21 protein-coding genes are annotated in these 23,824 nt (G+C 66.6%); 6 read left to right on the top strand and 15 right to left on the bottom strand.

Translation table 11 applies throughout. The features are described from left to right. Nucleotides 1–11 precede the first annotated feature (11 nt). The 7 genes from ACZ1JC_RS14350 to motA are packed head-to-tail and all read right to left on the bottom strand — an operon-like array spanning nucleotide 12 to nucleotide 6,223. Nucleotides 12–1,073, bottom strand: a complete 1,062-nt coding sequence (locus ACZ1JC_RS14350; RefSeq protein WP_465136215.1) for a protein-glutamate methylesterase/protein-glutamine glutaminase — start codon at nucleotides 1,071–1,073, stop codon at nucleotides 12–14. Continuing rightward, a complete protein-coding gene (locus tag ACZ1JC_RS14345; RefSeq protein WP_465136216.1) occupies nucleotides 1,070–1,948 on the bottom strand; it encodes a CheR family methyltransferase in 879 nt (292 codons plus the stop codon). The genes ACZ1JC_RS14350 and ACZ1JC_RS14345 overlap by 4 nt, the downstream gene beginning before the upstream one ends. Next, a complete protein-coding gene (locus tag ACZ1JC_RS14340) occupies nucleotides 1,945–2,436 on the bottom strand; it encodes a chemotaxis protein CheW (protein WP_465136217.1) in 492 nt (163 codons plus the stop codon). The genes ACZ1JC_RS14345 and ACZ1JC_RS14340 overlap by 4 nt, the downstream gene beginning before the upstream one ends. Beyond that, nucleotides 2,433–4,688, bottom strand: coding sequence for a chemotaxis protein CheA (locus ACZ1JC_RS14335; protein ID WP_465136218.1), 2,256 nt, complete (start codon nucleotides 4,686–4,688; stop codon nucleotides 2,433–2,435). Before ACZ1JC_RS14335 ends, ACZ1JC_RS14340 begins: the two co-directional genes overlap by 4 nt. After that, nucleotides 4,685–5,050: a response regulator gene (locus ACZ1JC_RS14330; RefSeq protein WP_395328388.1), complete on the bottom strand. Its 366-nt coding sequence runs from the start codon at nucleotides 5,048–5,050 to the stop codon at nucleotides 4,685–4,687. The genes ACZ1JC_RS14335 and ACZ1JC_RS14330 overlap by 4 nt, the downstream gene beginning before the upstream one ends. Beyond that, nucleotides 5,047–5,355: an STAS domain-containing protein gene (locus ACZ1JC_RS14325; RefSeq protein WP_465136219.1), complete on the bottom strand. Its 309-nt coding sequence runs from the start codon at nucleotides 5,353–5,355 to the stop codon at nucleotides 5,047–5,049. The genes ACZ1JC_RS14330 and ACZ1JC_RS14325 overlap by 4 nt, the downstream gene beginning before the upstream one ends. Further along, entirely contained in the window at nucleotides 5,339–6,223 is an 885-nt protein-coding gene (gene motA, locus ACZ1JC_RS14320; RefSeq protein WP_395328393.1) for a flagellar motor stator protein MotA, read from the bottom strand. Before motA ends, ACZ1JC_RS14325 begins: the two co-directional genes overlap by 17 nt. 204 nt (nucleotides 6,224–6,427) lie before the next feature. Between motA and flaF the strand changes: the two genes are divergently transcribed. The 3 genes from flaF to ACZ1JC_RS14305 all read left to right on the top strand — a co-directional run bounded on the left by flaF (nucleotide 6,428) and on the right by ACZ1JC_RS14305 (nucleotide 10,338). Continuing rightward, the gene (gene flaF / locus ACZ1JC_RS14315) at nucleotides 6,428–6,808 is read left to right on the top strand and encodes a flagellar biosynthesis regulator FlaF (protein WP_465136220.1); all 381 of its coding nucleotides are present in this window, start codon (nucleotides 6,428–6,430) and stop codon (nucleotides 6,806–6,808) included. A gap of 225 nt (nucleotides 6,809–7,033) precedes the next feature. Then, on the top strand, nucleotides 7,034–9,721 hold the full coding sequence (locus ACZ1JC_RS14310) for a PAS domain-containing sensor histidine kinase (protein WP_465136221.1): 2,688 nt from the start codon (nucleotides 7,034–7,036) through the stop codon (nucleotides 9,719–9,721). Next, on the top strand, nucleotides 9,718–10,338 hold the full coding sequence (locus tag ACZ1JC_RS14305) for a response regulator transcription factor (protein WP_465136222.1): 621 nt from the start codon (nucleotides 9,718–9,720) through the stop codon (nucleotides 10,336–10,338). Before ACZ1JC_RS14310 ends, ACZ1JC_RS14305 begins: the two co-directional genes overlap by 4 nt. Nucleotides 10,339–10,382: 44 nt before the next feature. On the opposite strand, the gene ACZ1JC_RS14300 is transcribed toward ACZ1JC_RS14305, so the two are convergent. The 6 genes from ACZ1JC_RS14300 to ACZ1JC_RS14275 all read right to left on the bottom strand — a co-directional run bounded on the left by ACZ1JC_RS14300 (nucleotide 10,383) and on the right by ACZ1JC_RS14275 (nucleotide 16,560). Then, nucleotides 10,383–11,849: an alginate export family protein gene (locus ACZ1JC_RS14300; protein WP_465136223.1), complete on the bottom strand. Its 1,467-nt coding sequence runs from the start codon at nucleotides 11,847–11,849 to the stop codon at nucleotides 10,383–10,385. A 302-nt stretch (nucleotides 11,850–12,151) separates the two neighbouring features. Then, nucleotides 12,152–13,054 (bottom strand): sigma-70 family RNA polymerase sigma factor, encoded by a 903-nt coding sequence (locus ACZ1JC_RS14295; RefSeq protein ID WP_465136224.1) that lies wholly within the window; start codon nucleotides 13,052–13,054, stop codon nucleotides 12,152–12,154. A gap of 179 nt (nucleotides 13,055–13,233) precedes the next feature. After that, nucleotides 13,234–14,253 carry a peptidoglycan-binding protein gene (locus ACZ1JC_RS14290; RefSeq protein ID WP_465136225.1) on the bottom strand — a complete coding sequence of 340 codons (1,020 nt, stop codon included), beginning with the start codon at nucleotides 14,251–14,253 and terminating at the stop codon, nucleotides 13,234–13,236. Beyond that, on the bottom strand, nucleotides 14,250–14,702 hold the full coding sequence (locus tag ACZ1JC_RS14285; protein ID WP_465136226.1) for a hypothetical protein: 453 nt from the start codon (nucleotides 14,700–14,702) through the stop codon (nucleotides 14,250–14,252). Before ACZ1JC_RS14285 ends, ACZ1JC_RS14290 begins: the two co-directional genes overlap by 4 nt. Next, nucleotides 14,686–16,083 carry a flagellar protein export ATPase FliI gene (fliI, locus tag ACZ1JC_RS14280; protein WP_465136227.1) on the bottom strand — a complete coding sequence of 466 codons (1,398 nt, stop codon included), beginning with the start codon at nucleotides 16,081–16,083 and terminating at the stop codon, nucleotides 14,686–14,688. Before fliI ends, ACZ1JC_RS14285 begins: the two co-directional genes overlap by 17 nt. 9 nt (nucleotides 16,084–16,092) lie before the next feature. After that, nucleotides 16,093–16,560, bottom strand: a complete 468-nt coding sequence (locus ACZ1JC_RS14275; RefSeq protein ID WP_465136228.1) for a flagellar biosynthesis repressor FlbT — start codon at nucleotides 16,558–16,560, stop codon at nucleotides 16,093–16,095. 174 nt (nucleotides 16,561–16,734) lie between these two features. Between ACZ1JC_RS14275 and flgE the strand changes: the two genes are divergently transcribed. The 3 genes from flgE (at nucleotide 16,735) to ACZ1JC_RS14260 (ending at nucleotide 21,270) form a co-directional block, all read left to right on the top strand. After that, nucleotides 16,735–18,048: a flagellar hook protein FlgE gene (gene flgE, locus ACZ1JC_RS14270; RefSeq protein ID WP_465136229.1), complete on the top strand. Its 1,314-nt coding sequence runs from the start codon at nucleotides 16,735–16,737 to the stop codon at nucleotides 18,046–18,048. A gap of 201 nt (nucleotides 18,049–18,249) precedes the next feature. Next, nucleotides 18,250–20,349, top strand: coding sequence for a flagellar hook-associated protein FlgK (flgK, locus tag ACZ1JC_RS14265; protein WP_465136230.1), 2,100 nt, complete (start codon nucleotides 18,250–18,252; stop codon nucleotides 20,347–20,349). Nucleotides 20,350–20,361: 12 nt separating this feature from the next. Then, nucleotides 20,362–21,270: a flagellin N-terminal helical domain-containing protein gene (locus tag ACZ1JC_RS14260; RefSeq protein WP_465136231.1), complete on the top strand. Its 909-nt coding sequence runs from the start codon at nucleotides 20,362–20,364 to the stop codon at nucleotides 21,268–21,270. Between the two features lie 291 nt (nucleotides 21,271–21,561). On the opposite strand, the gene ACZ1JC_RS14255 is transcribed toward ACZ1JC_RS14260, so the two are convergent. Beyond that, nucleotides 21,562–23,448: a hypothetical protein gene (locus tag ACZ1JC_RS14255; RefSeq protein WP_465136232.1), complete on the bottom strand. Its 1,887-nt coding sequence runs from the start codon at nucleotides 23,446–23,448 to the stop codon at nucleotides 21,562–21,564. Then, nucleotides 23,448–23,723, bottom strand: coding sequence for a hypothetical protein (locus ACZ1JC_RS14250; protein WP_465136233.1), 276 nt, complete (start codon nucleotides 23,721–23,723; stop codon nucleotides 23,448–23,450). Before ACZ1JC_RS14250 ends, ACZ1JC_RS14255 begins: the two co-directional genes overlap by 1 nt. Nucleotides 23,724–23,824: the final 101 nt, after the last annotated feature.

Raw genomic sequence — 23,824 nt, 5'->3', positions numbered from 1 at the left:
CCCGCTCCAAATTACCGCCGGCAGGCCCCGAGGATCGCCTCGGGGAGTGCCGACAAATTCACTTCCTTCTCGACCGCGCCCAGCTCGAAAGCCGCGCGCGGCATGCCGTAGACCACGCAGGTCTCCCGGCTCTGGCCCAGCGTGCGCGCACCAGCTGCGCGCATTGCCGCCAGTCCCGCGGCCCCGTCAGAACCCATGCCGGTGAGGATGACCCCCACCGCGCGCGAGCCCATCTTGGAAACCGAGTGGAACAGCACATCCACCGAAGGCCGATGGCCGCCGACGGGATCGCTCTCGATCAGCCGCACATGGCCGCTGGTCCCGCCAACGAGTTCCATGTGATGACTGCCACCGGGCGCGAGGTAGACGGTGCCGCGCTTCAGCTGCATGCCGTCCTTCGCCTCGACCACGGTAACGCGCGCCTCACGGTCCAGCCTTGCGGCGAAACCGCCAGTAAAGATCGCCGGCATGTGCTGGACAACCAGCACCGGCGGGCAATCGACCGGCAAGGCGCCGATGATCGAAAACAGGGCTTCGACGCCGCCGGTGGAGGCGCCGATGGCAATGACGACATCGCGCATCGGGCCCGCAGAGGGCGCCGGTGCCGGTGCGGCCTGTCCGGGGCGCGGCACCGCCGGACGGGCGACCGCCGCGCGGACCGACGATCGCGCCGCCGTTCGTACCATCTTGCGCAGCAATGCACCGTCCTGCGCGATCTCCAGCGGATTGCCCGAAGGCTTGGCGATGCAGTCCACCGCGCCCAGGCGCAGGGCCTCGATCGTGGCCTCGGTGCCGCGCGCGGTCAGCGTGGAGCACATGACCACCGGCATCGGCCGCAGGCGCATGATCCGTTCCAGGAACGAAAGCCCGTCCATCCCCGGCATCTCCACGTCGAGCGTGACGACATCGGGGTTGAGCGCCTTGATCATTTCCCGCGCGGCGTGCGGTTCTGGGGCCTGACCGACAACCTCGATCATCGGATCGTGGTTGAGCAGCTTGGTCAGCAGCGCGCGCATGGCCGCGCTATCGTCGACGACGACGACGCGGACCTTCTCGTTTGCAGCGTCCGTCATGCCGCACCTGCCCCGTCGATCCGCGCATAGGCGGTCTGGGCGACCGGCTTCATGCGGGTGGCAGCAGGGCCGATCAGGCGTTCGGAATGGCCGATGTACAGCGTGCCGCCGGGGTGCAGCATCTCCACGAGACGCGCCTCCAGCTCCGCCTTGGCGGTATCGTCGAAATAGATCATCACGTTACGGCAGAAAATCACATCGTACTTCTGGCGCATCGGCCATTTGTCGAAGAGGTTCAGCACGCGCGCGGCCACCAGCCTGCGCAGCGGTTCGGCCACCACGTTGTATCCGGTGCCCGCCGGCTTCAGCCAACGCTGGCGGTAGGCGGCCGGGATCGGCTCCACCGCGCTGTCCGGATACGTCGCCAGCGATACCGCCTCGACCACCGGGGGCGAAATGTCGGTCGCCAGCAGGCGCACGTCGCCCTGTTCCAGCCATGCCGCGCTCGCCTGGCTTTCGCCGGCAAGGCACATGGCGATGGTGTAGACTTCCTCGCCGCTGGAGCAGCCGGCCGACCAGATGCGCACTTTCTCGCCCCGGCGCGCACGCTCCTGCAACTGCGGCAGCACGTGGCTGCGCAGATGGTCGAAGTGATGCGCCTCGCGGAAGAAATGCGTGTGGTTGGTGGTCAGCGCCACCACCATGGCATGCCGCTCCTGCGCATCGCGCTGCACCAGCGAGACATAGTCGGCAAAGCTGCTCAACCCGTGTTCGCGCAGGCGACGGCTGAGGCGCGAATGCACCAGCGTCGTCTTCGCCTCTACCAGATGGATGCGTGCCTCCCGCTGCATGATCGCGGCGATCTCGCGGAACTGCGCGGGGCGCAGCTCCGCGTTCGCCGAGAGCGTGCCGGCAGAGGCCAGTTCGGTGCTCACGCAGCCAGTTCCGGGATATGGCGCGTCAGGCTCAGCGCTTCGAGGTCGAGCAGCAGGCACATGGCTTCGGGGTTCGAGGCGTCGGAGGTGCGACGCTCGATCTTCACCAGCCCGGCGATGGCGCTCTGTTCGTTGACTTCGGTATCCGGCGCAGGCTGGATCTCGCTGCCCTTGATCGAGACGATGTCCTGCACTTCGTCCACCAGGAAACCGGCGTTGCGGCCGCCGATGGTGACGACCAGCACGCAGGAACGGGCATGAAGCACGCTCGGCTCCCAGCCCAGACGCTCCGACAGGCCGACGATCGGGATCACCGAACCGCGCAAGTTGGCAACGCCCAGCACATAGGACGGCACGCTGGGCAGCGGCGTGGGCGCTTCCCACTCGCGGATCTCGATCAGCGAGGCCATCTCGATGCCGAAAAGCTGGTTGCCCAGCGTGAAAGTCACGATCTTGCGTTCGTCGTTAGCAATCGCGTCGGTGCTCATGCCGCCAGTCCTTTCAGTGCAAATTTGGAAGCGCCGCCGGTCGCGACCAGCGCGTCGATGTCGAGGATCAGCGCGATGGCGCCGTCGCCCAGGATGGTTGCGCCGCCCAGGCCCCGGATCGGGTGGAGGTTGTCCTCCAGGCTCTTGATCACGACTTCGCGGCGGTTATCGATCGTATCGACCATCAGGCCGACATGGCCCGCCGTCTCGCTTTCGACGATGATGACCAGCGAGTCCTCGGGCGGACGGGTGGAGCGCGCGCCGAACATCTCGCCCACGCGGCGTACCGGCAGGTACTGGCCGCGCAGCTCGATCACTTCGGAGGTGGGCGATGTGGCCTGAACCTGCCCCGGTTCGGGCTGGACGGTCTCGATCACATTGGCCAGCGGCAGCACGAAGCGCTGGTCGCCCAGGCGCACGATCATGCCGTCCAGAATGGCCAAGGTCAGCGGCAGCGCCATCGAGAAGGTGGTCCCCTCGCCCGGCACCGAGGTGATTTCCAGTCGGCCGCCCAGCGCCTCGACGTTGGAACGCACCACGTCCATGCCGACGCCGCGGCCGGAAATGTTCGAGATGGTTTCCGCCGTGGAGAAGCCCGGCGCGCAGATCAGGCTGTCGATCTCTTCGTCCGAAAGCTGCGCGTCGGCGGCGATGATGCCGCGCTGCACGGCGATGGAACGCACGCGTTCGCGATTGATGCCGCGGCCGTCGTCACGCACCTTCACAAGGATGCGGCCGCCCTTCTGCTCGGCGGACAAGTGGATCGTGCCTTCGGCGGACTTGCCGGCGGCAAGGCGATCCTCGGGCATTTCGATGCCGTGATCGACCGCGTTGCGGATCATGTGGGTCAACGGGTCGCCGATCTTCTCGATCACGCCCTTGTCGACTTCGGTCATCTCGCCGATGGTCTCCAGCACCACCTTCTTGCCGGTTTCGGCGGCCAGATCGCGGAGCATACGCGGCACGCGGGAGAACGCCTGTTTGATCGGCTGCGCGCGCAGCGACATCACATTGTCCTGAATCTGGCGCGTGAGGCGCGAGAGTTCGGGCAGTTCGACGCGTTCCTGATCGGCGGGCGAAAGGCGGTCCGACAGGATCGAGCCGCGGATCACCAGTTCGCCGACAAGGTTCAGAAGCTGGTCCAGCTTGCCCAGATCGACGCGGATCGTCTGCGCGACTTCGACCGCCTGTTTCGGTTCGGACTTGGGTGCCTCCGCCTTCTTCGGCGCTGCCGCCACGGGCGCAGCGACCGGAGTTGGGGCGGCGGCGGGGGCCGAGACTTCCGCCACCATGTCGTCCAGCACGACCGCGATCGGCTCGAACCCGAAGGGATCAGCCTCGGCAACAACCTCGGCCGCAGACTCAGCCACGACAGGCGTTTCGGGCACCACCGGCGCGACCGCTTCGGCCTGCGTGACCTCGATCAGCGAATCCGGCGCCACGAAATCGAAGCAGTCGCGGATATCGCGCTCGTCCACGCTGGCAGGCAGCCTCAGCGTCCAGATGAAGTAGCTGTCCTCGGGATCGAGTTCGGCCAGCGGCGGCAACGCATCGGCATCGATTCCGACGACTTCGCCGCCCATCGATTCCAGCTCGCGGATCACCAGCAGCGGTTCGCCGCCATTGGCCATGGCCGCGCGCGAGGGGCCGAAGCGCACCGTCCAGCCTGCCGGCTCGGCGGGGGCTGCAGGCGCATCGAAATCGTCGAGCACAACGGCCACTGGCTCGAAGCCGAAAGGATCGAAGTCTGCATCCAGATCGACGATCGGCGCGGCCACCGGCACGAAGCCGAATTCGTCTTCCGCTGCGGCGACGGGTTCCGGCACCGCGACAGGTTCAGGCGCAGCGGCCGGTGCGGCACCAGCGCCGCCATTGGCCAGGATCGCGTCCAGCTGTTCCAGCATGTGCCCGTCGGCCGGCGTATCGCCGCCGGTCTGCGCGGCGGAAACGTGGTCGGACAGGATATCGAAGGCACCCAGCAGGCACTGGGTCACCTCGGGCGTCGGCGCGATGCGGCCGGCGCGCACTTCGTCCAGCACGTTCTCGAACCGGTGCGAAAAGCCCAGCAGCGCGGTGTGCCCGAACGCGCCCGAACCACCCTTGATCGAGTGGACGGCGCGGAACACGCCGGCGATCACGCCCGCCGAAGTATCGCCGGCGGCCATGGCGGACAGGCCTTCCTCGGCCATCGCCAGACCCTCGGCGCACTCCTCGAAGAAGATCGCCTGGATTTCGTCGAGTTCGTCGCTCACGGGCAGACGCGGCGGATCGCCGCCCCCAGACGGTCTGCGTCGAAGGGCTTGGTGATCCAGCCGGTGGCCCCGGCCTCACGGGCGCGGGTCTTCTTCTCGTCCGAGAATTCGGTCGAGAGCACCAGGATCGGCGTGCCCTTAAACTCGCTGGTCTTGCGCACCGCCTCGATCAGTTCGAAGCCGTCCATCTTGGGCATGTTGATGTCGGTGATCAGCAGGTCGGGCTTGACCTCGTGCATGCGCTCCAGCCCGTGTTCGCCGTCATTGGCGCTTTCGATGCGGAAGCCCTGCGCGCTCAGCGATGCCTTCAGCAGCATGCGGATCGTGGCGGAATCGTCGACAGTCAGGATGAGTTTGCTCACGCGGGAAATTCCTCTTCAACGAGCCCCAGCGGCGCCGCCAGCCCGCAGGCGCGGACGCGGTCCACGAAGGGCCGGCTGGGATTGACGATGGCGAACGGACGGCCGCCGGCCTCCGCTTCGTTCCGGGCGGCGAGAAGCAGCTGGAGCACAGCCTGCCCCACCGATTCCACGTTTCCGGCATCGATCTGGATGGCGCCGACGGCGGCGACCAGACGGTCGCGCAAGTCTTCGGCGGTGACGGTGGATGCGTGCGTCGGCAGCGCCAGCACGCCCTCTTCAGTTGCGACTTCAGGCTGGCTTGGCATTAAGCTGGTCCTTCACTTCGTCGAGCGCGGTTTCGAGCTGGGTGAACGTGGGCGCATAGGGCGACGGCGTCATGCGGCGCGCCAGTTCGATCGCCACTTCGGTGGGCTGACCCTGCGCGTGGCCGATGATCGCGGTCTTCACGATCAGGTAGGGCTTGAAGTCCTCATCGATCACCTGATGCAGCTTCTGCGCGATCGGCCCGACCAGGCAGTAGGCCAGCAGAACGCCCAGGAACGTACCGACCAGTGCGCCGCCGATCATCGCGCCCAGAATTTCCGTGGGCTGGTCGATCGAGCTCATGGTCTTGATCACGCCCAGAACGGCGGCAACGATGCCCAGCGCGGGCAGGCCGTCGGCCATCATCTGCAAGGCGGTTTGCGGGGCCAGTTCCTCGGCATGGTGGCGTTCGATATCGCCTTCCATCGCTTCGGCCAGCTGGTGCGGATCCTCGAAGTTGACGGTCATCATGCGCAAGTAGTCGCAGATGAATTCGACCAGACCCTTGTCCGCCAGCAGGTTCGGATAGCGCTTGAACAGTTCGCTCTCTTCCGGCTGGTCAAGGTGCGGTTCGATGGCGTTGGCGCCGCTCTTGCGGAAGGTCGCCAGCAGGGTGAACAGCAGCGCCAGCAGGTCGCGGAAGTCGGTTTCCTTCCAGTGCGATCCCTTGAACACGCGGATCACGCCCTTCCAGGCCTTCTTGCACGTCTCTACCGAGTTGCCGAGGATGAAGGCGCCGATGGCGGCGCCGGCGATCGCCATCATTTCATGCGGCAGCGCATGGAAGATGACCATGATATTGCCGCCCGACATCAGGAAGCTGCCGAAGACGCACAGCAGGATGACGACAAGGCCGATGGCGTTGAGCATGAATGGATCCGCGAATGGTGAATGGCGTAAGGCCGTATGCCGTGATTATAGGAAAAAGATCGCAGCCCCCGGATGCGGCGCACCGCTTTTTGCAGGAGAGGCCCCTCAACATGGCATCGGGAGAGCATGACGCGACCGTTCGCGGCAATTCCGTCCTATATTTGAGGGGCGCCCATCGGCGCGGACGATTTCGTTGGAGCCACCATGTCGATCAATGCCTATCGCCGTGTGCAGGAGGTCGCCGCCTCGCCGCGGAGCACCGAGTACCGGTTGATGACCCAGGTCACCGCGGAAATGATCGCGGCACGCGACGCGGGCCTGAAGGGTTCGCAACTGATGCCCGCCCTGCACCGCAACCGCGTGGTCTGGAGCACTTTCGCAAACCTTTGTGCAATACCGGGAAATCGCCTTCCCGACGACTTGCGGGCCACGATCATCTCGATCGGCCTGTGGGTCGGCAAGCATACGTCGGGGGTGATGAGCGGGCGATCCGCCATCGACGATCTGATCGAGGTGAACCGCGCGATTCTCGACGGCCTTTCGAACGAGAACGGACGCGTCGGCCAGGCTGCTGTCCTGCGCTGAAAATCGTCGGCCCTAGTCACAGTTTTTAGAAACTGATTTTCAACCGGTTATCCGCAATGCGGGGGTCATGCCTTGGCTCCCGCGCACCCTGTCTATTTACAATCACGCACGAAGCGATAATGCGACCCTCGCCTTCGAGCCTGAGTTTCTAGGCACAGACAGCGGACCCGGATGCAGGAATTGAATCCACCGCCGCCGCACCCGGGCGGGTCGCCTCCAGCCAACTTGGCATCGACCATTCCAGCCCTTGTCGCGGTGGCGCAAGTCATCGGCGCGGTTGTCCTTTTGGGCTGGTTCTCGGGGAACCTGGGCCTGACCGGACAGCCGGCCACCGGCTATCTCATGCAGCCGCTGACGGCGGTTTCCTGCATGGCGATCGGCATGGCCGTGTGGGCAACCGCGCGCGGCCACCGTTTCGCTGCCCGCGCCATTCTGGCGATTCCGGTGCTTATAGGACTGGTCGCGCTGATAGAGGAGGCCTGCGGCCGCAACCTCGGGCTGGACCTGCTGCTGTTCCCCCATGCCGTCGGCATGCAGGCGCGCCATGCGCCGGGCCGCCCCGGCGTATTGCCCGCTGTGGCCATTCTGTTGCTTGCCATGGGCACTTACTCGGTGGCTGCGCCCTACCGCGCGGTGCGCCGCGTCACCGTAACGTTCGCCTGCGTCGCCATCGCCGTGGCGGGCATCGCCGGCACCCTGCTGCCGGCCGGCGTCAGTCTTCCGGACATGGAAACGCGCCACGCGCTGATGTCGGTGCCGACGATGCTTTCGGTCGGCGCGCTGGCATTGGCCATCATCCTGCTGCGCCGCGAATATGCCTGGCCGGTGAAGCCGCTGTGTGGTTTCAGCGCCTCCACGCTGCAATGGACGCTGGGGCTTTCGGTGGCGCTGCCGGTATCCTCCGCGATCATCCAATTCTGGGCACGCAAGCACACCGACCTTGCGCCGGAAACGGTAGTGATTTTCCTGGCGGCGCTGCAAGTGACGGCATCCTGCGCCCTGATCGCCTGGGCGTGGCTGCGCATCGGCCGCGAAAGCAACGCGCGCTGGGCGATCAATGTCGCGCTCGATTCCGCGCCGATCGCCATCACCGACCTGGAAGGGCGGATCCTGCGCTGGTCGGACGGTGCAGCGCGGCTCTATGGCTGGACCGCCGAACAGGCAATGGGGCTGGACAAGCACGCGCTGACCGGCGCCACCAAAGTCGCCGGCCGCGATTACGAACGCGCCCACGCCCTGGCTCCGGAAGAGACCGAACTGGACGAAATGCGCAGCGACGGCACCCGCCTGCGCGTGTTCGAGACGCGCCAGGTGGTGCAGCCGCGCAGCGACCTGCCGCCGATGGTCGTCCTGTCAATGACCGACGTCACCGCGCGCCAGCGGGCCGAACAGGCGATGCTGGCCAGCGAGGCCCGGCTGGCCCTGGCGGTAGACCTCCACGGGCTGGGCATCTTCGAATGGTCCAGCGAAGATGATCGGTTCCGCTTCCACGGTCAGGTGGAATCGCTGTTCGGCCTTGTCCCGGGCAGCTTCCCCGGCGGCGTCGACGACTGGCGCCGGCATCTGGCCGATGCCTTCGACCGCAAGGTGGGCCCGCCGACGGAATGGCTGCCCGGGCGCTATGCCTTCCGCCTGCAGTCCCGCGATGCAGACCAGCCGCGCGTGATCGAAGGTACCGTGCTGATCCACAGCGACACGGCCACCGGCGCGCTGGGGATGATCGGCATCGTCATGGACGCCACCGAGCGCGAACAGCGCGCCGAAATGCTGGAATCGCGCGAATCCGAACTGCGCTCGATCCTGGAAACCGTGCCGGAAGCGATGATCACCATCGACGAGCATGGCCAGGTTCGCAGCTTTTCCGCCACGGCCGAAGCCTTGTTCGGCTATGCCGCCGGCGAAGTGCTGGGCGAGGATATCCGCCTGGTCCTGCCGCAATACTTCCATCAGGCGGCCGAGCCGGACGCCCAGCCCAACAAGGCGGAGCGCTGGCAGAACCGTCCGACGCGCACGCGCATCACCGCAGGGATCGACCGCGCCGGCAATCAGGTGCCGGTCGAACTGGCCGTGGGCGCCGCCAATATCGGCAACGAGCAGATTTCCATCGCTTTCGTGCGCAACTTGCGCGAGCAGCTGGATACCGAGGCACGCATCCACGAACTGCGCGAACAGTTCCTCCACGCCTCCCGCGTCAGCGCCATGGGCGAAATGAGCGCGGGCCTTGCGCACGAATTGAACCAGCCGCTGACCGCCACGTCGAACTTCCTCGGCGCGATCGAACTGCAATTGCAGCGCGAATGGCGGCAGGACCAGTTGCGCCGCCTGCTGCGCCTCGCCAGCCAGGAAGTTCTGCGCGCGGGCGACATCATCCGCCGCATGCGCGCCTTCGTCTCCAAGGGGGAGATGGACATTCGCGCCGAGCCGCTGGACGATCTGGTCGCCGATACGCTGCAACTGACCCGCGCGCGCAGCCGCGCACCCGGTGTGCGGCTGGACTATCGGCCCAGCGTCGCCACCTCCTGCGCTTCTCCGCTGGTGCTGGCGGACCGCATTCATATCCAGCAGGTGCTGGTCAACCTGATCAACAATGCCTTCGACGCGCTGGAAGCGCACGAGGTTCCGACGCCGGCCGTGACCATCACCACCCAACGGGCGGGCGGGCAGGCTGGTGAGAGCCTGATCACCATCCGCGTCGTCGACAATGGCCCTGGCTTTCCCGAGCAGGTCATCAATCGTCCGTTCGAGGCCTTCGCTTCGACCAAGGCCAACGGCATGGGCTTGGGACTCTCGATCTGCCGCCGTATCGTGGAAACGCATGGCGGCACCCTGTCGCTGCGCAACATCGAAGGCGGCGGCGCGGCGATCGAGTTCACCTTGCCGACTTACTGCGAGCAGGAGATGAAGGCCGGATGACCACGCGGCGGATCTATATCGTCGATGACGATTACGCGGTGCGCACTTCGCTGGAGTACCTGCTGTCGTTGATCGTCGACAGCCGCATCACCTGCTTCGAATCCGGCGATGCCTTTCTGGAAGCCGCCCCCTCGCTGGAACCCGGCTGCCTGCTGCTGGACCTGCACATGCCCGGCACGCCCGGCCTGCAAGTGCTGGCGACGATCGGCGATGCCCCCTCGCGCTTCGTGCCGATCGTGCTGACCGGCGAAGGTGACGTTTCGGTGGCGGTGCAGGCGATGAAGCTGGGCGCGGCGGACTTCATCGAAAAGCCCTGCGATCACCTGAAGCTGATCGCCGCGCTGGAAGCCGCGTTCTCGCACCAGGCCGCCTCGCGCGCGGCGGCGCAGCGCAAGGAGCAGGCGATCACCATGCTGGAGCAATTGTCTCCGCGGGAACGCGATGTGCTGATGGGGCTGATCGAAGGACAATCGAACAAGGTGATCGCGCACGATCTGGATATCAGCCCGCGCACCGTGGAGATCTATCGCGCCAAGCTGATGGAAAAGCTGGGCGTGCGCAGCCTGTCCGAAGCGCTGCGCATCGCCTTTGCCGCCGGTCTGGTACCGATGGACTGAGTATTCGGGAGCGCCCCGGCATTCCGGGACCGCTCCCGTTATCTTCAAAAATCGAAATACATGTCGAAGTAGCCGTACTTCGTGTCGCCCGTCTGCGGCGCATTGGGCGCGTCGTTCAGAAAGCGCCCCTTGTCGAGATAGGCAACGCCGGTATCGAAATGCAGCACGTTCGGCACCAGCGTGCGGCGGTAGCGGAAATCGAACTGGTTGCCGGCGAAGCGCCCGCTCTGCCCGCTCGCATCCTTCACGCTGGTGGACGCGAACGTATCGGTGCGCGAGGCCAGCCATAGCGCGCGATAGGTGAACATCACGTCCGACTTCTTATCAGGCTTGGCCTCTGCCCGCACGCCGCCCGAAAGCAGGTTGGAGCGTCCCACCGGACCGTAGAGCGCGGTCGGCCCGAAATCGAACCGGCGCGCGCCGTAAAGCGTATCGAAGCGGTTGTAGGTCTTCGATCCGGCCTGATCGCCGCTGGCAAGGTCGAACAGGGCCGAAAGGCGCGGCTGCCAACCAGTCTTGAAGGTCTTCCCCGCTTCCGCGTGGATCAGGTAGGCAGAGACCTGCACGTCCTTCAGGTCGGTGGCCGCCGTGGTCAAGCGGGTCGATCCGAACTGGTAGGCCCCCTCCAGATCGTAATCGAGCTTCCCGGCCTTGGGCTTGCGGTAGAAGCGCATGCCGGGGGTGAACAGGTGGCGGTTTCGGGTCAGCACATCGGGGCTGTCGCGTTCGTCCAGGCCGAAGCCGTAGAATTCCATCACGCCGCCGAATACGCCCGCCTTGGTGAAGTGCGCACCCCAGAGCTGGAGATCGGTGCTCTCCCGGTCCCACACCACCTTGTTGTCGTGAATGCCGTCCGGATCGTCGGGCAGGCGCTGCTGCGGCATCGACCAGAGCGCGATCAGCTGGTCGCCATTGCCGCCCTTCCACACGAAGTTCACGCCGGTATAGGCATTGGTCGAATTGCGAAACTGCTGGCGGGCGACCAGACGGCGCGAACCGATGTTCATCGTGAAGCGGCCCGCAGTCAGCTTCGCCTCGCCCCTGGCGCCGGTCTTGAAGTCCAGCCCGACATAGGCCTGCACCAGTTCCATTGCGTTGACTTCGGTGGTGCCGGCCGAGGAATCGTCGTGCTCGCCATAGGCACGCGCGTCCCACAGTTCGCCGCCGATGCGGAAAGGGCCGCCATCGTATTCAACCGCCAGCGTGGTCTTCAGCGAGAACATCACGTCGTCCTCCGCCACCTTCGGGCGGAACTGGCCGTCGATCCCCTCGACGCGCGCCCGCACGCCGCCGGTGATGGTCAGGCCGTCCGGCCCGCCGATCGCCTGCTTCAGCAAGCCGTCGTCACCGTCTGCGGCAAGGGCGGTGCCGGAAGTGCCGGCCAGCAGCGCCGCCGCGCCGATCAGGGCGCCCGCTCCGCATGCGGCGCGGCGCAGACGCCGTTTCGCAGTCGGAACGATCGCCGGGGTTGTCCCGTAGGCGATGGCCGGGTGGCCGCTAGAACGGATCATGATTACGTTGAAACTCCCTCACTCGCGTCCGGCACCAGTTGTCTGGTTTCGCGCCGGGCTAACCGCAATCTAGCATCGATTGCAGAGGTTCGAACGAACATCGGTGAATTTTCGGAGATTTTGCGGCGAAAATCGCCAGCGGGAAAATTCCGCGCGCCAACGCAAACGGGAGAAGACGCCATGGCATCTTCTCCCGGCAGCCTCGCACAGCACTGGCGACAAGGCGCCGGCATCGCGAGGAGGTGCGACCCGATTGCCCCGCCCAAGGATAGCGGGCGGAGCAGGCGAGTTTCGTTGAAGTCTTAGTGCGCGGAGAGCAGCTGGCCGTATTCCGCCATCATCGCAAAGCGCGGATCGAGCCCGGCCAGTTCGCACATTGTGCGCGCGGCACGCTTGGCGATCTGCCGCGCACGCTCGCGCAACAGGCCCGTCTCGTCGTCGAACAGGTCACCCGGCACCAAGTCGAACAGGCGGTTTTCAACCACCTGGCGATTGTGGCGCAGGCGTTCTTCCAGTTCGGCAAGATCGGCCGGATCGATCGGCGCGCTCTCGGCGCGCCATACGCGGCGGGCCTGGCGGTCGGCCGGCGTCGCCTCGGCCACGTCCCCGCCTTCGACCACGGCCTTGCGGCCCTTCTTCGGGCGGGCCTGACGGCGCAGGCGATCCATCCCGATCTTGCGCAGATGCTCGATATAGGTGTCGGTCAGCGAGAGCATGGCTTCGCGGGCCAGATAGTCCGACGCCGCCGATTCCGTGCGCGGCAGCGCGTCCTCATCCTCGATCGAGGCGACGATGGAAATCTCCTCGCCATCTTCGCCCATGCCGACCGCGTCGAGCGAGACGGTCACCGCCTCCACCTTCTTCGCCGAGGGCCGCTGGTCGGTCATCAGGCGAAAGCGCAGGCTCTGCAGCTCACCGCGGATCTGCCAGTTCACGAAAGTAGTGAACTGCGCCTTCTCCGGATCGTAAGCCTGAATGGCACGATGAACGGCAATGGCGCAGGCCTGTTCGGCATCGTCCCAATGGGCGGCAAGGCCGTACTGGCGAATGAAGTGCCGGATGCGCGGTGCGATCAGGCGCAGGATATGCGCGAAGGCGCGGTCCACCTCGGCACGCTGACGTGCGCTGGGCGACTTGCCTTCGACAGGTGTATTGGCCTTCACGCCGGCCACGGCGGATTCCAGAGCAATAGTGATCTTCGACATGTTGAGCCCCCAAGCACGGGACGGACCGCACCCCTGCAGCCGCCGTCCTTCAACCAGTCCAATCTGTGCCCGGCATTCTTAACGCGTCATCAATCCTATAACAAGAAATCTTTTATCCTATATTTTTTGAAAGTTCCGCGACAGTCCGGAAAGCCTCGGCCAGTCGCGCGTAGAGCCCGTCAGGCCGCGAAAACCGCGGGTTTTATGGTGCGGCCGACATAGTCCATCAGCCAGGAACGGTGCGCAGCAACCGCACTTCCGGCCGCTTCGATGCGACGATTCGCCTGTGCCGAACCGATCTGCGCGTCAAGCAAGCGGCGCGCGCGCGCCGGGTCCAGATTGCCGGTGAGGAAGCGCACCGCGTCACCGCGCCCCAGGTGGTGGCCGATATAGGCGGTCTTCGCCAGATCCTCCACGCCCTCACCGATGCGCACGCCGGCGCGGCGCAGGCCGTCCAGATTGGCGCGGGCATAGTCGGCAGTCGTCTCGATCGCCGCCTGCGGATCGTAGCGCAGCGACAGCAATTCCGCACGGGCATCGCCGCGCACGTGGCCGCGATCGTCCAGCCAGCCATTGGCGCGGGCCGTGGCGTTGAGCCAGGTGCCTTCGCGCTCGGCCTCACCCTCCCAGGTGCCTGAAAGAAACTGGCCAAGGCCTGCCGCGCTGGAACGCGGGTTGCGCGAATAGGGCATCCAGCGCCCCTCGCCGTCCTTGGCCGCTTCGGCATGGACGATGGTCGCCAGTACCGGCGCCGGAAGCCCCGTGCGCGAAGCGGCGGCGCTCAGCATCGGGGCGTAGCGGGCATTGGGCCCGTTGCCGAGCGAGAGCGCGCCGACGCTCTCATTGCTTCCATCGCCCTGCGAGCCGTCGCGCCGCTTGCCGTCGCCGGCATCGCTGGACATGTCGGACTGCCCATGTGCGTGCGGCACGATCGGCGCGGTCGGATTCTTGTCGCCTTCCAGCATGCCGATCAGCGCTTCAAGGCTGAAAGGCAGCCCGTGCCGGTCGGTGCCACGCGCGCCATCCGTCTCGGCATCGCCGTCGGAACTGCCGTCGCCCAGCGCTGCGCGCCAGAGCCGGTCGGACATCTCGCTGCGCGCCTGCGCATAGATCACGCGGGCCTTCTGCGCCGCGTCCAGCCCGCGCATCTGCGCGGCCTGCGACGGCGTATGGGAAACCTGGCCGACCGGATCGCTCATGCCCGGTCCTCGCTCTGACCGGCTGCAGCCTGCGCGGCGCGGCGCGCCTTGATGAAGGCCAGCGCGGCGAGGTCGTCGATCCCCGCCTGCTCGGCATTGGCCAGTGCCCGCTCGGCCTCCTGCCGGAAGGAGTCAGCGGCACTTTCGATGGCGCGGAACGTGCCGAAGGCCTCCACCGCCTCTGCCCGCAGCGTTTCCAGCCGCGCGCTCAGTTCGGTCTGCAGGCCGGTCAGCTGGCGCCGCTCCGCCCGCAGGCGCGCGAAATAACCGTGGGAGGAATAGCCGAGATCGGCCCCCGCCAGATCGGCCTCGCGGCGCAAGGCCGCGCCGGTATCCGCCTGCGCCTGCTCCACGGCGGCGAGCACGCCCGCCTCGCGGCTGATGGCGACGCTCATCTCGTCGATCTCGCGCTGCTGTACGCGCAGCGCGGCGTCATACGGTGTCTGCACTGGAAGCCTCCATTTCCGGCTCCGCCTGAACCGGCGCCGTCGGCGCCGGTTCGCCCATGATTTCCGCCAGCGCCGCGAAACTCTCGTCCGCGTGGCCGCGCTCGTTCTTGCCCTGCTTCAGCAGTTCCTCGATCCGGGGCGCGAGGGTAACCGCACGGTCCACCTGCTCGCTCGATCCGGCGCGATAGGCGCCCAGCCGGACCATTTCCTCCATGTCGCCAAACGTCGAAAGCTCGCGCCGCGCGGCAAGGCGCAGGCGGTTCTCATCCTCGCCCAGGGCATGGGGCAATGTGCGGGAGACGGACTTGAGCACGTCGATCGCGGGATAGCGGCCACGTTCGGCAATCTTGCGGGTGATCACCACGTGCCCGTCCAGAATGCCGCGCACGGCGTCGGCCACAGGTTCGTTGTGATCGTCGCCATCCACCAGCACGGTGAACAGACCGGTGATGGTCCCCTGCCCCGGCAGCCCCGGCCCCGCACGCTCCAGCAGGCGCGGCAGTTCGGCGAAGACGGTGGGGGTATAGCCCTTGGTGGCAGGCGGCTCGCCGCTGGCCAGCCCGATCTCGCGCTGCGCCATGGCGAAGCGCGTCACCGAGTCCATCAGGCACAGCACATTGAGCCCCTGATCGCGGAAATGCTCGGCCACGCTGAGCGTGGTCCAGGCCGCCTGACGGCGCATTAGCGCCGGCTCGTCGGACGTAGCGACGACGACGACGCTGCGGGCAAGGCCCTCCTCGCCCAGATCGTCCTGTACGAATTCCTGTACTTCGCGGCCGCGCTCACCGATCAGGCCGATCACCGCGACATCGCACTCGGTCCAGCGCGCCAGCATGGAAAGCAGCACCGACTTGCCGACGCCCGAACCGGCGAACAGGCCCAGTCGCTGCCCCTTGCAGAGCGGTGCGAAGATATCGAGCGCACGCACCCCGGTAGAGAGGCAAGTGCCGACGCGTGCCCGCGCCGATGCGGAAGGGGGGGACGCCTTGATCTTGCGCAGGATCGCGCCCTGCGGCAGCGGCCCCTTGCCGTCGACCGGGCGGCCGAGGCCATCGATCATGCGGCCCAGCCAGCCCTCGGAAGGGCGCAGGCCGAACTGGCTGGCGGAAAGATGGGCGCGAGAGCCGGTGGCGATGCCCTGCGGATCGCTGAACGGCAGGCAGTGGGCGATCCCGCGATCGAGGCCGGTGACTTCGGCCTCCACGGTTTCCGCGCCGATGCCGCCGCCCTGCGCCTGAAGGCTGACGCGCGACCCGATCTGGGCGGCCCCGGCCAGCCCTTCCACTTCGATCAGCGCACCGCGCACCGCGACCACGCGGCCATGCCGCTGGTCAGGCGTCAGCAGGCGCAAGCCTGCGGCAGCGGCAGCAAGACTGGCCATCGCGGCAGCTCAGGCGGCGGAAACGGGTTCGACTGGCGCCCCGGCGGCCACCGCATCGGCGGCTTCACCAGCGGCTTCACCTTCTGGCGCGAAGCGGGCCAGCGCATCGCTTTCGTAGGCGATCAGCCAGCGGCAATCGGCCAGCGCGGCGTAGAACTGGCCCACCGCGATCTTCTGGGCAAAGCGGATGCAGACGGCCTTGGCCTCATGCGATTCCAGCGCGACCATCAGCGCTTCCAGCCGTTCCAGAACGGTCTGCTGGTGGCGGGTGAGATCGGCCTCATCGATATAGGCCATCATGCAGGCGAAATAGAGCGCGCGTGCCGGGGTCACGGCTTCTTCGGGCTTCATCACTTCGCGGCCGCGCAGGATCGTGGCGGTGTTCTCCACCACCAGATCGGTGCGCGACTGCGCGCGCAAAACCGCGCCGTTGACGATCACCGGCTCGCCCTTCTTGAGCGAAATGCGAAGAGTCATGTGTGCAGCCCCCGAGACACTTTCCGAAATTATAGGATGAACAATGTCATCCCGGTGACGGCGCTGCGGGTTTTTTCACGCACATCCGCACGGTTGAGGGTCGCTTTCATCCTACAATGGCTTGTCCATATGCCGGAACCGCCATTTTCCGGCCCGGACGCACAGGAGAATGACATGAGCCTCTATTCAGCTCTATACGCTGGCGTGTCCGGCCTCGGCGCTCAAGCGAGCGCGATGGCGACCGTCGCGGACAACATCACCAACGTCAACACCGTCGGCTACAAGGGCGTTTCGGCGCAGTTCCAGACCCTCGTCACCGACGGCAAGGTCAAGAGCAGCTATTCGGCCGGCGGCGTCACTGCCGCTCCCAAGGCGCTGATTTCCAAGCAGGGCCTGCTGCAGGCGTCCAGCAGCCTGACCGACATCGGCATCGACGGCGCGGGCTTCTTCGTCGTCCGTTCCAGCTCGGACACCAGCGGCTCCATCGCCTATACGCGCGCGGGTTCGTTCACCACCGATCCCGAGGGCTACCTGGTCAACACCGCAGGGTATTACCTGACCGGCTGGCCGCTTGATGCCGACGGCAACTACGTCAACAACGGCAACCTCAATTCGCTTGAGGCAATCAAGCCGAATGCGCTGACCGGTGCCGCCACGCCGACCACCAAGATCTCGATGCGCGCCAACCTCGATTCCACCGCTACCGCGGTAACCGGCTACACCGCCGGCGACATGGCTTCGGGTACGACCACGCCGCAGTTCTCGCGCTCGGTCACCGTCTATGACGCACAGGGCACCTCGCACGATGTGACCTTCAACTTCATCAAGACCGGCACCAACTCCTGGGCCGCCGAAATCACCGCCGATCCGGCCGACGTCTCGACCGTCGGCGGCGTGGCGAACACCACTGGCCTGCTGGCCAGCGGCACCGTCAGCTTCAACGCCGACGGCAGCCTGGACCTGGCCGGATCGTCGGCCGGGCTGTTCTCCAACCTCGACATCGGCTGGTCCAACGGCGCCGGCTCGACGCCGATCAGCCTCGCGCTGGGCAGCGACGACGGGCTTGACGGCCTGACCCAGTTCGGCAGCGATTCCGCGCTACTTTCGTCCAGCGCCAACGGCGGCATGCTGGGCACCGTGTCTTCGGTGGAAATCTCGAAGGACGGCGTGGTCAGCGCGGTGTTCGACGACGGCACCTCGCGCGCGATCTACCAGCTTCCGCTGGCGACTTTCGCCAACCCGGACGGCCTGACGCGCATCAGCGGCAACGCCTATGTCGCCTCGCAGGATTCGGGCGGCCCCTCGATCAACGAGCCGGGCTCGCTGGGCGGCGGCTCGCTTTCGGCCGGTACGCTGGAAGCCTCGAACGTCGACCTCGCCGGCGAATTCTCGAACATGATCATCTACCAGCGCGCCTACAGCGCCTCGTCGAAGATCATCACGACCGTCGACGACATGCTTCAGGAAGTCAGCAACCTGAAGCGGTAGTTTGTTTGCGGGAATGCCCTGACGGGCATTCCCGTCGCGGCACCGACCCTCTCCCCCACCCGACCTCCCCTACGGGGTAGAATCTGGGAGGTCGGGTGGGGGAGAGGGCCGGTGCCGCAAAATCCGCCCACGGCGGATTTTCAAGCAAACGCCAACCTGATCTCTTCCTTCCCTTCCACGAGAATCGCAGGAAACCGAAAAGTGTCCCTCAACCAGATCCTCAGTTCCGCCATTTCGGGCCTTTCGGCGTCGCAGGCGGGGATGCAAACGGTCTCCAACAACGTCGCCAACGTGAACACCACCGGCTACGCCCGGCAGAAGGTGTCGCTGGCGACTTCCGTTTCGGGAGGGCAGGTCACCGGCGTCGTCGTCGGCGAGCCTTCGCGTGTGGCGGACAAGTTCCTGGAAAACGCCGTCTACCAGCGCGCCGGCACTTCGGGCCGCGCCGAAGCGGTGAACACTTATCTCGACCGGCTGCAGTCGCTGCTGGGATCCACCGATTCCACCTCCAGCCTGACCTCGCGCCTGTCCGCGATCTCCTCCTCGGTTGCGCAGATCAGCGGCCTCAACGGCTCCGCGCAATCGATCGCCAACTTCACCGGCAATATCGACGATACGCTGGACACGCTGAACGGCCTGACCAAGGACGTTTCCAGCCTTCAGGCCGATGTCGAGAGCGAAGTCAGCGACACTGTCAGCCGCAGCAACGTGCTGCTGCAGAAGATCAACGACCTCAATGACGAGGTCGCCCGCCTGCAGGGCCTGGGCCAGAGCACGTCCGGCCCCGCCGACCAGCGCATGTCCGCGCTGCAGGAACTCAGCGGACTGATGAACGTGACCGTCCGCGAACAGAGCGACGGCCGCGTCTTCATCGACACCGCATCGGGGCAGACCTTGCTCGACAAGCGGCTGCGCCAGCTTTCGTACAATTCGGGCGCCGGTGCCTCGCAGGCGACTTATCCCGCGATCGATATCCGCTTCGCATCGGACGACGGCGTGATGGGCGCCTCCACCGGCGAGAAGATCGATTCCACCTCGGTCGGCGGCAAGCTGGGCGGTTTGCTGGACATGCGCGACCGCGTGCTGCCGCAGTTCAACGAACAGCTGGGCCAGCTGTTCTCCGGCCTGGCCCAGACGCTGAACAAGGTTTCCAACGAGGGCACCACCCTGCCCCCGCCGAACACGCTGACGGGTGAGGCCAACGGCCTGACCGGCAGCGACCGCCTGGGCTTCACCGGCAAGGCGACTTTCGCCGTGCTCGGCAAGGACGGCACCCTGGTCAACAAGGTGACGATCGATTTCGACGCGCTGGGCGCCGGCGCTACCGTCGACGACGCAGTGGCCGCGATCAACGCCGGCCTGTCGCCGGATGCCACTGCCAGCATCGATGCCAAGGGCGTCCTGTCGATCAGCGCCGCGAACAGCACGAACGGCATCGCCATCGCGCAGGATCCGGATACGCCCAGCGACCGCGCGGGCGTGGGCTTCTCGCAGTTCTTCGGGTTGAACAACATCATCCGGTCGGACAGCAGCGCGCTGGCGCCTTCGGGCTTCACCAGCACCGATCCGGCCGGCTTCGGCGCGGGTGAGACGGCGCAGATCGTGCTGCGCGACGCCAGCGGCAAAGTGCTGACCCAGTACACCTACACCAGCAGCGGCAGCGAAAGCTGGGGCGATCTGGTCAATACCCTCAATTCCAGCCCGCTTGCCTCCTACGGCAGCTTCGCGCTGGACGACAGCGGCCGCGTGGCCTTCTCGCCCAACGCCGCCAGCGCCGGTTCGACCGTCCAGATCCCTTCGGATTCCACCAACCGTTCGGGCACCGGCCTGTCGTTCTCGGCGCTGTCGGGCCTGACCGGCGCGGCCAGCGGCCTGGCCGACGCGGAAGTCGATGCGGGGATGCTGGCAGACACTTCCAAGGTGCCGCTGGCCCAGCTCCAGCTCGACGCCGCGATCGGCGAAAAGGCCGTGGGTTCGGGCGACTTGCGCAATGCCACCGCCTTCATCGACGCGCTCGCCGCCACGGCGGACTTCGGGAAGGACGGCAACAAGACGGTCGGCAATTTCGCCAACGCCCTGCTTGGCAGCGTTGCCTCCGCCGCGTCGCTGGCGTCCAGCTCCTATGACGATGCCTCCGCCCGCATGTCGGACGCGGTGGACCGGCGCGACAGCTACGCCGGCGTCAATATCGACGAGGAACTGGCCCAGATGGTGGTGCTGCAGAACAGCTACAGCGCCGCCGCCCGGGTGATGACCACCGCCTCGGAAATGTACGACACCCTGATCGGCATGCTCGGATAAGGAACCCAGCAGATGACCCGCGTAGCCACCATTCCCATGCAGACCACGCTTGCCAACGCCATCCAGCGTTCGCAGCAGGCGCTCAACGCCAGCCAGCTCCAGCTTTCCACCCAGAAGAAGGTGAACAGCTACGCCGACCTCGGCCTGGACGCCGTGCGCACCCTTTCGGCCCGTTCGATGCTGGCCCAGCAGGACGCGTATCAGGCGGTATCGGGCCGCGTCGCGACCACGCTGTCGCTTTACGACGCCAATCTCAACCAGATCGATTCCTCGCTGTCGGACTTGCGTACGCAGCTGATGGAGGCGCTGGGCACCGGTAATTCGCCCGACCTTCAGGGGGCGGTGGAGAGCACCTTCACGGACGTGCGCAACTCGCTCAACGCCACCGAAGGCGGCGTGCCGCTGTTCGCCGGTTCGCAGACTTCGGACACGCCGTTCATCCCGCAGACGCTGCAGGACACCGTCGGCCTCAATTCCGCCGACGCTTTCGCCAACGACAATGTCCGTCAGTCGGCCCGCATGGGAGACGGGGTGGACGTGGAATACGGCATCACCGCCAGCGATGTCGGCACCAACCTGATCCCGGCGTTCCGCACGCTGGCAGAGGCCGGGCCCTTCGGCGATACGCTGACCGAAGACCAGAAGACCGCGATCAAGACCGCGCTCGACCAGCTCGACACCGGGCTGGGCGACGTGCGCAACGTCAATGCCTCCAACGGCCGCCGCCAGAACCAGGTGGACACGCTGACCACGCGCGCCTCGGAACGATCGGACCTGCTGACCGAAGTGATCGGCAGCGTGGAAGATGCCGATCTGGGCCAGGTCGCCATCGACATCACCCAGCGCCAGTCGGTTCTGGAGGCCAGCTATTCGGTGTTTGCCCAGCTTTCGAGCATGTCGCTGGCAAATTACCTCAAGTGATTGGGGGGAGGCTTTCGGGCCTCATCCAAGACAAAAAAGAGGGGCAGGAGGTTCGATCCTCCTGCCCTTTTTCTTTGCCTATGGCGCAACCTCAGAGACCGTTTGAAAATTCGCGAAATGCGAATTTTGCGGCACCAGCCCACTCCCGTTCCGAAGAACACGAAAAGGTCCGGGGGACCTTTTCGCTGAGGGGGCCTACCACCCGCAGGATACTACCGATGGGTGGTAGGGTGGGGGAGTGGGCTGGTGCCGCCTCAAAAATGCCCCTGCGGGCATTTTTCAACCGGTCTCTCAGCCTTTCTTTGCAGCCTTGGTCGGCACCGGCGCCACATCGGGCGCGCGGTCGATCAGGTCGGCCATGTCGCCCGCCGGACTGGCCGAGGGCAGCGCCGCCATGGCGCGGCCCAGCGCGCCCGCATCGGCGCCCATCGGGCTGGAGGTCAGCATCTCGAAGACCGGCGCGGACGGCAGGCCCGCAAACGCCTGTTCGTACCGCGCATGAAGCGATGCCAGCGCGTCCTCATGCCCCAGCATCGCCAGCGAGATCGCGTGGCGCAGGACCACCGCCTGCCCAACCTGATCGAGCGCGCGCGCGCTCGGCAAGGTGGCGGCCGAAGCGGCGGCATAGCGCTGCCAGTCACGGTGCTTCCACAGAATCTCCGCCTGAAGCGGCGCGCTGCCGGGCACGGTTTCCAGCACGGCCAGCGCCTCGTCCACGCGGCCGATCTGGCTGAGCGCGACGGCCTCCACGCGGTCGCGCGCGGCGATCATGGCATTGGGGAAGCTGGGATCCTCCGTCTTGCGCAGCACGTCCAGCGCCCGGTCCGGCCGGCCGGAGAGGATGTAGAGGCTGGCGACGCGGGCCGAGAGCGGGCCGCGCGCCAGATCGCCCGCACGCACGAAGAGCTGGTATCCCAGCAGGTCCGCAGCCCGCTCATAGAGCCCGGCCGCCTGCAGACGCCCGGCCAGCTGGCTGGACATCAGATCGCCCTCGGCACCGCCCGGCGCCAGATCGCGATAGTCCCAATAGAGCCCCGCGGCCTGATCCAGCGGCAGGTTGCGCGCGGGATCGAGCGCAGTGACCAGCTTGGCGCGCAGGGCCGGCAGCATCGGCGCATCGGCGCCTTCCAGCCCGAAGTTGCGCAGCAGCGTGGCGCCGCTGCTCAGCGCGCCGGGAAGGTCACCGCTGGCATCCTGCAGGCGATAGGTCAGCCGCAGCGCGCGCTGTTCGATCACATCCCCGCGCCAGCCATAGCGCAGCGCATCCAGCTGGCGCAGCGCGTCCTTCATGCCGATCGTATGCGCGGCCACGCGCGCCTCGATCTCGCTGAGCCGCGCATCGGTGCGCTGCTCCAGCGTGCCCGACTGCTCCACCCGCGCGAACCGCAGCCGCGCCTGATCGCCGTGCCCCTGCAGCAGTTCGGCGCGGCCGCGCAGCAGATTGGCGGCAGCATCGCGGTCCGGCATCGGCTGGAGCCATTCGATCGCCTTGTCCGGCTGCCCGGCATCGACCGCGGCCTGCGCAGCCGAAAGCACGAAAGGCTTGGGCCGCGCGGCCCGCAATGCCGGACGCGCGCAGGCGATCTGTTCCAGCGCCTGTTCGGCCAGATGGCTGTTCGCCAATGCCCGCAGGCGCCAGGCGCAAGCTTCCGGATTGATCGCAAGCCCGGCCGAGGACAACGCCGAAACCGCTTCGGGATAGCGCCCCAGCAGCGTCAACGCGGCACCCCGCGCAAGCCGATAGCTGTCCACCATCGCCAGGTCGGGATCGTCCTGCACCATGACTTCCAGCACGCCGAACGCCTCGCCGCCGCGCTCGGCACCGACGAGGCTGCGGGCATAGTCCCATCGCGCCTGTTGCAGCTCGGGCTGCGGCACGCGCGCGATTCGCTGCCACGCGGCCGTCTGCGAAAGCGCCCCCCACGCACCGGGGCCGACGATGGCCGGCTGCTGCGCAAGCGCGGCAGCAAAGCCCGGCAGGCGCGGCGGCTGCGGCAGCATGGGCGCCACATTTCCGGCCAGATTTTTCGCCTGAGTCGTTCCGGTCGGTGCCCCCGAAGGGTCGGCGGTCGGGGCGGCGGATGGCGTCGAAACCGGGGTGGCCCCCAGCAGCGCGGCGGCGCTGGCCGCCAGCAACAGGCCCTTGACCGCCTTGCGTGCCGGTGTGTTCGCCCGCATCAGATCAGCCCCGGATAGAGCAGCGAAAGCGTAACCAGCACGCCGCCGGCGGCGCAGCCCAGCACGAACAGCACTACGGCCCCCGCGATCCACAGCAGGCTGCGGCTGGCATCGGCGCCCTGTACTTTGGCCTGCTCGGCAACGACGGCCAGCTGCGGTGCAGCCTCGTCCTCGCTCTGGCGGCCGATATCCCCGCGACGGCGCGCGGGTACGCCGTGCGGTCGATCACCGGACGACAGAACCCGGACTTTTGCCGGGCCCGTATTGCCACTCATGCTGCTTGTCCCCTGCGGCGTAATCCAAAAAGTAACGAATTGATCCTATTATAGAGGAGCGGTCCGCCTCCCGGATTGCGCTGAAATTCCCTTATTCGCCG

This window comes from Sphingomonas sp. BL-S-28, assembly GCF_055521515.1.
Note: the sequence above shows the minus strand (reverse complement) of the source record. Positions and strands in the feature narration are given on the sequence as shown.

What these genes read in the sequence shown, in the direction of transcription:
- ACZ1JC_RS14350 (WP_465136215.1), bottom strand. Translation starts at nt 1,073, where the DNA reads ATGACGGACGCTGCAAACGAGAAGGTCCGCGTCGTCGTCGTCGACGAT.
- ACZ1JC_RS14340 (WP_465136217.1), bottom strand. Translation starts at nt 2,436, where the DNA reads ATGAGCACCGACGCGATTGCTAACGACGAACGCAAGATCGTGACTTTC.
- ACZ1JC_RS14325 (WP_465136219.1), bottom strand. Translation starts at nt 5,355, where the DNA reads ATGCCAAGCCAGCCTGAAGTCGCAACTGAAGAGGGCGTGCTGGCGCTG.
- motA (WP_395328393.1), bottom strand. Translation starts at nt 6,223, where the DNA reads ATGCTCAACGCCATCGGCCTTGTCGTCATCCTGCTGTGCGTCTTCGGC.
- flaF (WP_465136220.1), top strand. Translation starts at nt 6,428, where the DNA reads ATGTCGATCAATGCCTATCGCCGTGTGCAGGAGGTCGCCGCCTCGCCG.
- ACZ1JC_RS14305 (WP_465136222.1), top strand. Translation starts at nt 9,718, where the DNA reads ATGACCACGCGGCGGATCTATATCGTCGATGACGATTACGCGGTGCGC.
- ACZ1JC_RS14300 (WP_465136223.1), bottom strand. Translation starts at nt 11,849, where the DNA reads ATGATCCGTTCTAGCGGCCACCCGGCCATCGCCTACGGGACAACCCCG.
- ACZ1JC_RS14295 (WP_465136224.1), bottom strand. Translation starts at nt 13,054, where the DNA reads ATGTCGAAGATCACTATTGCTCTGGAATCCGCCGTGGCCGGCGTGAAG.
- ACZ1JC_RS14290 (WP_465136225.1), bottom strand. Translation starts at nt 14,253, where the DNA reads ATGAGCGATCCGGTCGGCCAGGTTTCCCATACGCCGTCGCAGGCCGCG.
- fliI (WP_465136227.1), bottom strand. Translation starts at nt 16,083, where the DNA reads ATGGCCAGTCTTGCTGCCGCTGCCGCAGGCTTGCGCCTGCTGACGCCT.
- ACZ1JC_RS14275 (WP_465136228.1), bottom strand. Translation starts at nt 16,560, where the DNA reads ATGACTCTTCGCATTTCGCTCAAGAAGGGCGAGCCGGTGATCGTCAAC.
- flgE (WP_465136229.1), top strand. Translation starts at nt 16,735, where the DNA reads ATGAGCCTCTATTCAGCTCTATACGCTGGCGTGTCCGGCCTCGGCGCT.
- ACZ1JC_RS14260 (WP_465136231.1), top strand. Translation starts at nt 20,362, where the DNA reads ATGACCCGCGTAGCCACCATTCCCATGCAGACCACGCTTGCCAACGCC.
- ACZ1JC_RS14255 (WP_465136232.1), bottom strand. Translation starts at nt 23,448, where the DNA reads ATGCGGGCGAACACACCGGCACGCAAGGCGGTCAAGGGCCTGTTGCTG.
- ACZ1JC_RS14250 (WP_465136233.1), bottom strand. Translation starts at nt 23,723, where the DNA reads ATGAGTGGCAATACGGGCCCGGCAAAAGTCCGGGTTCTGTCGTCCGGT.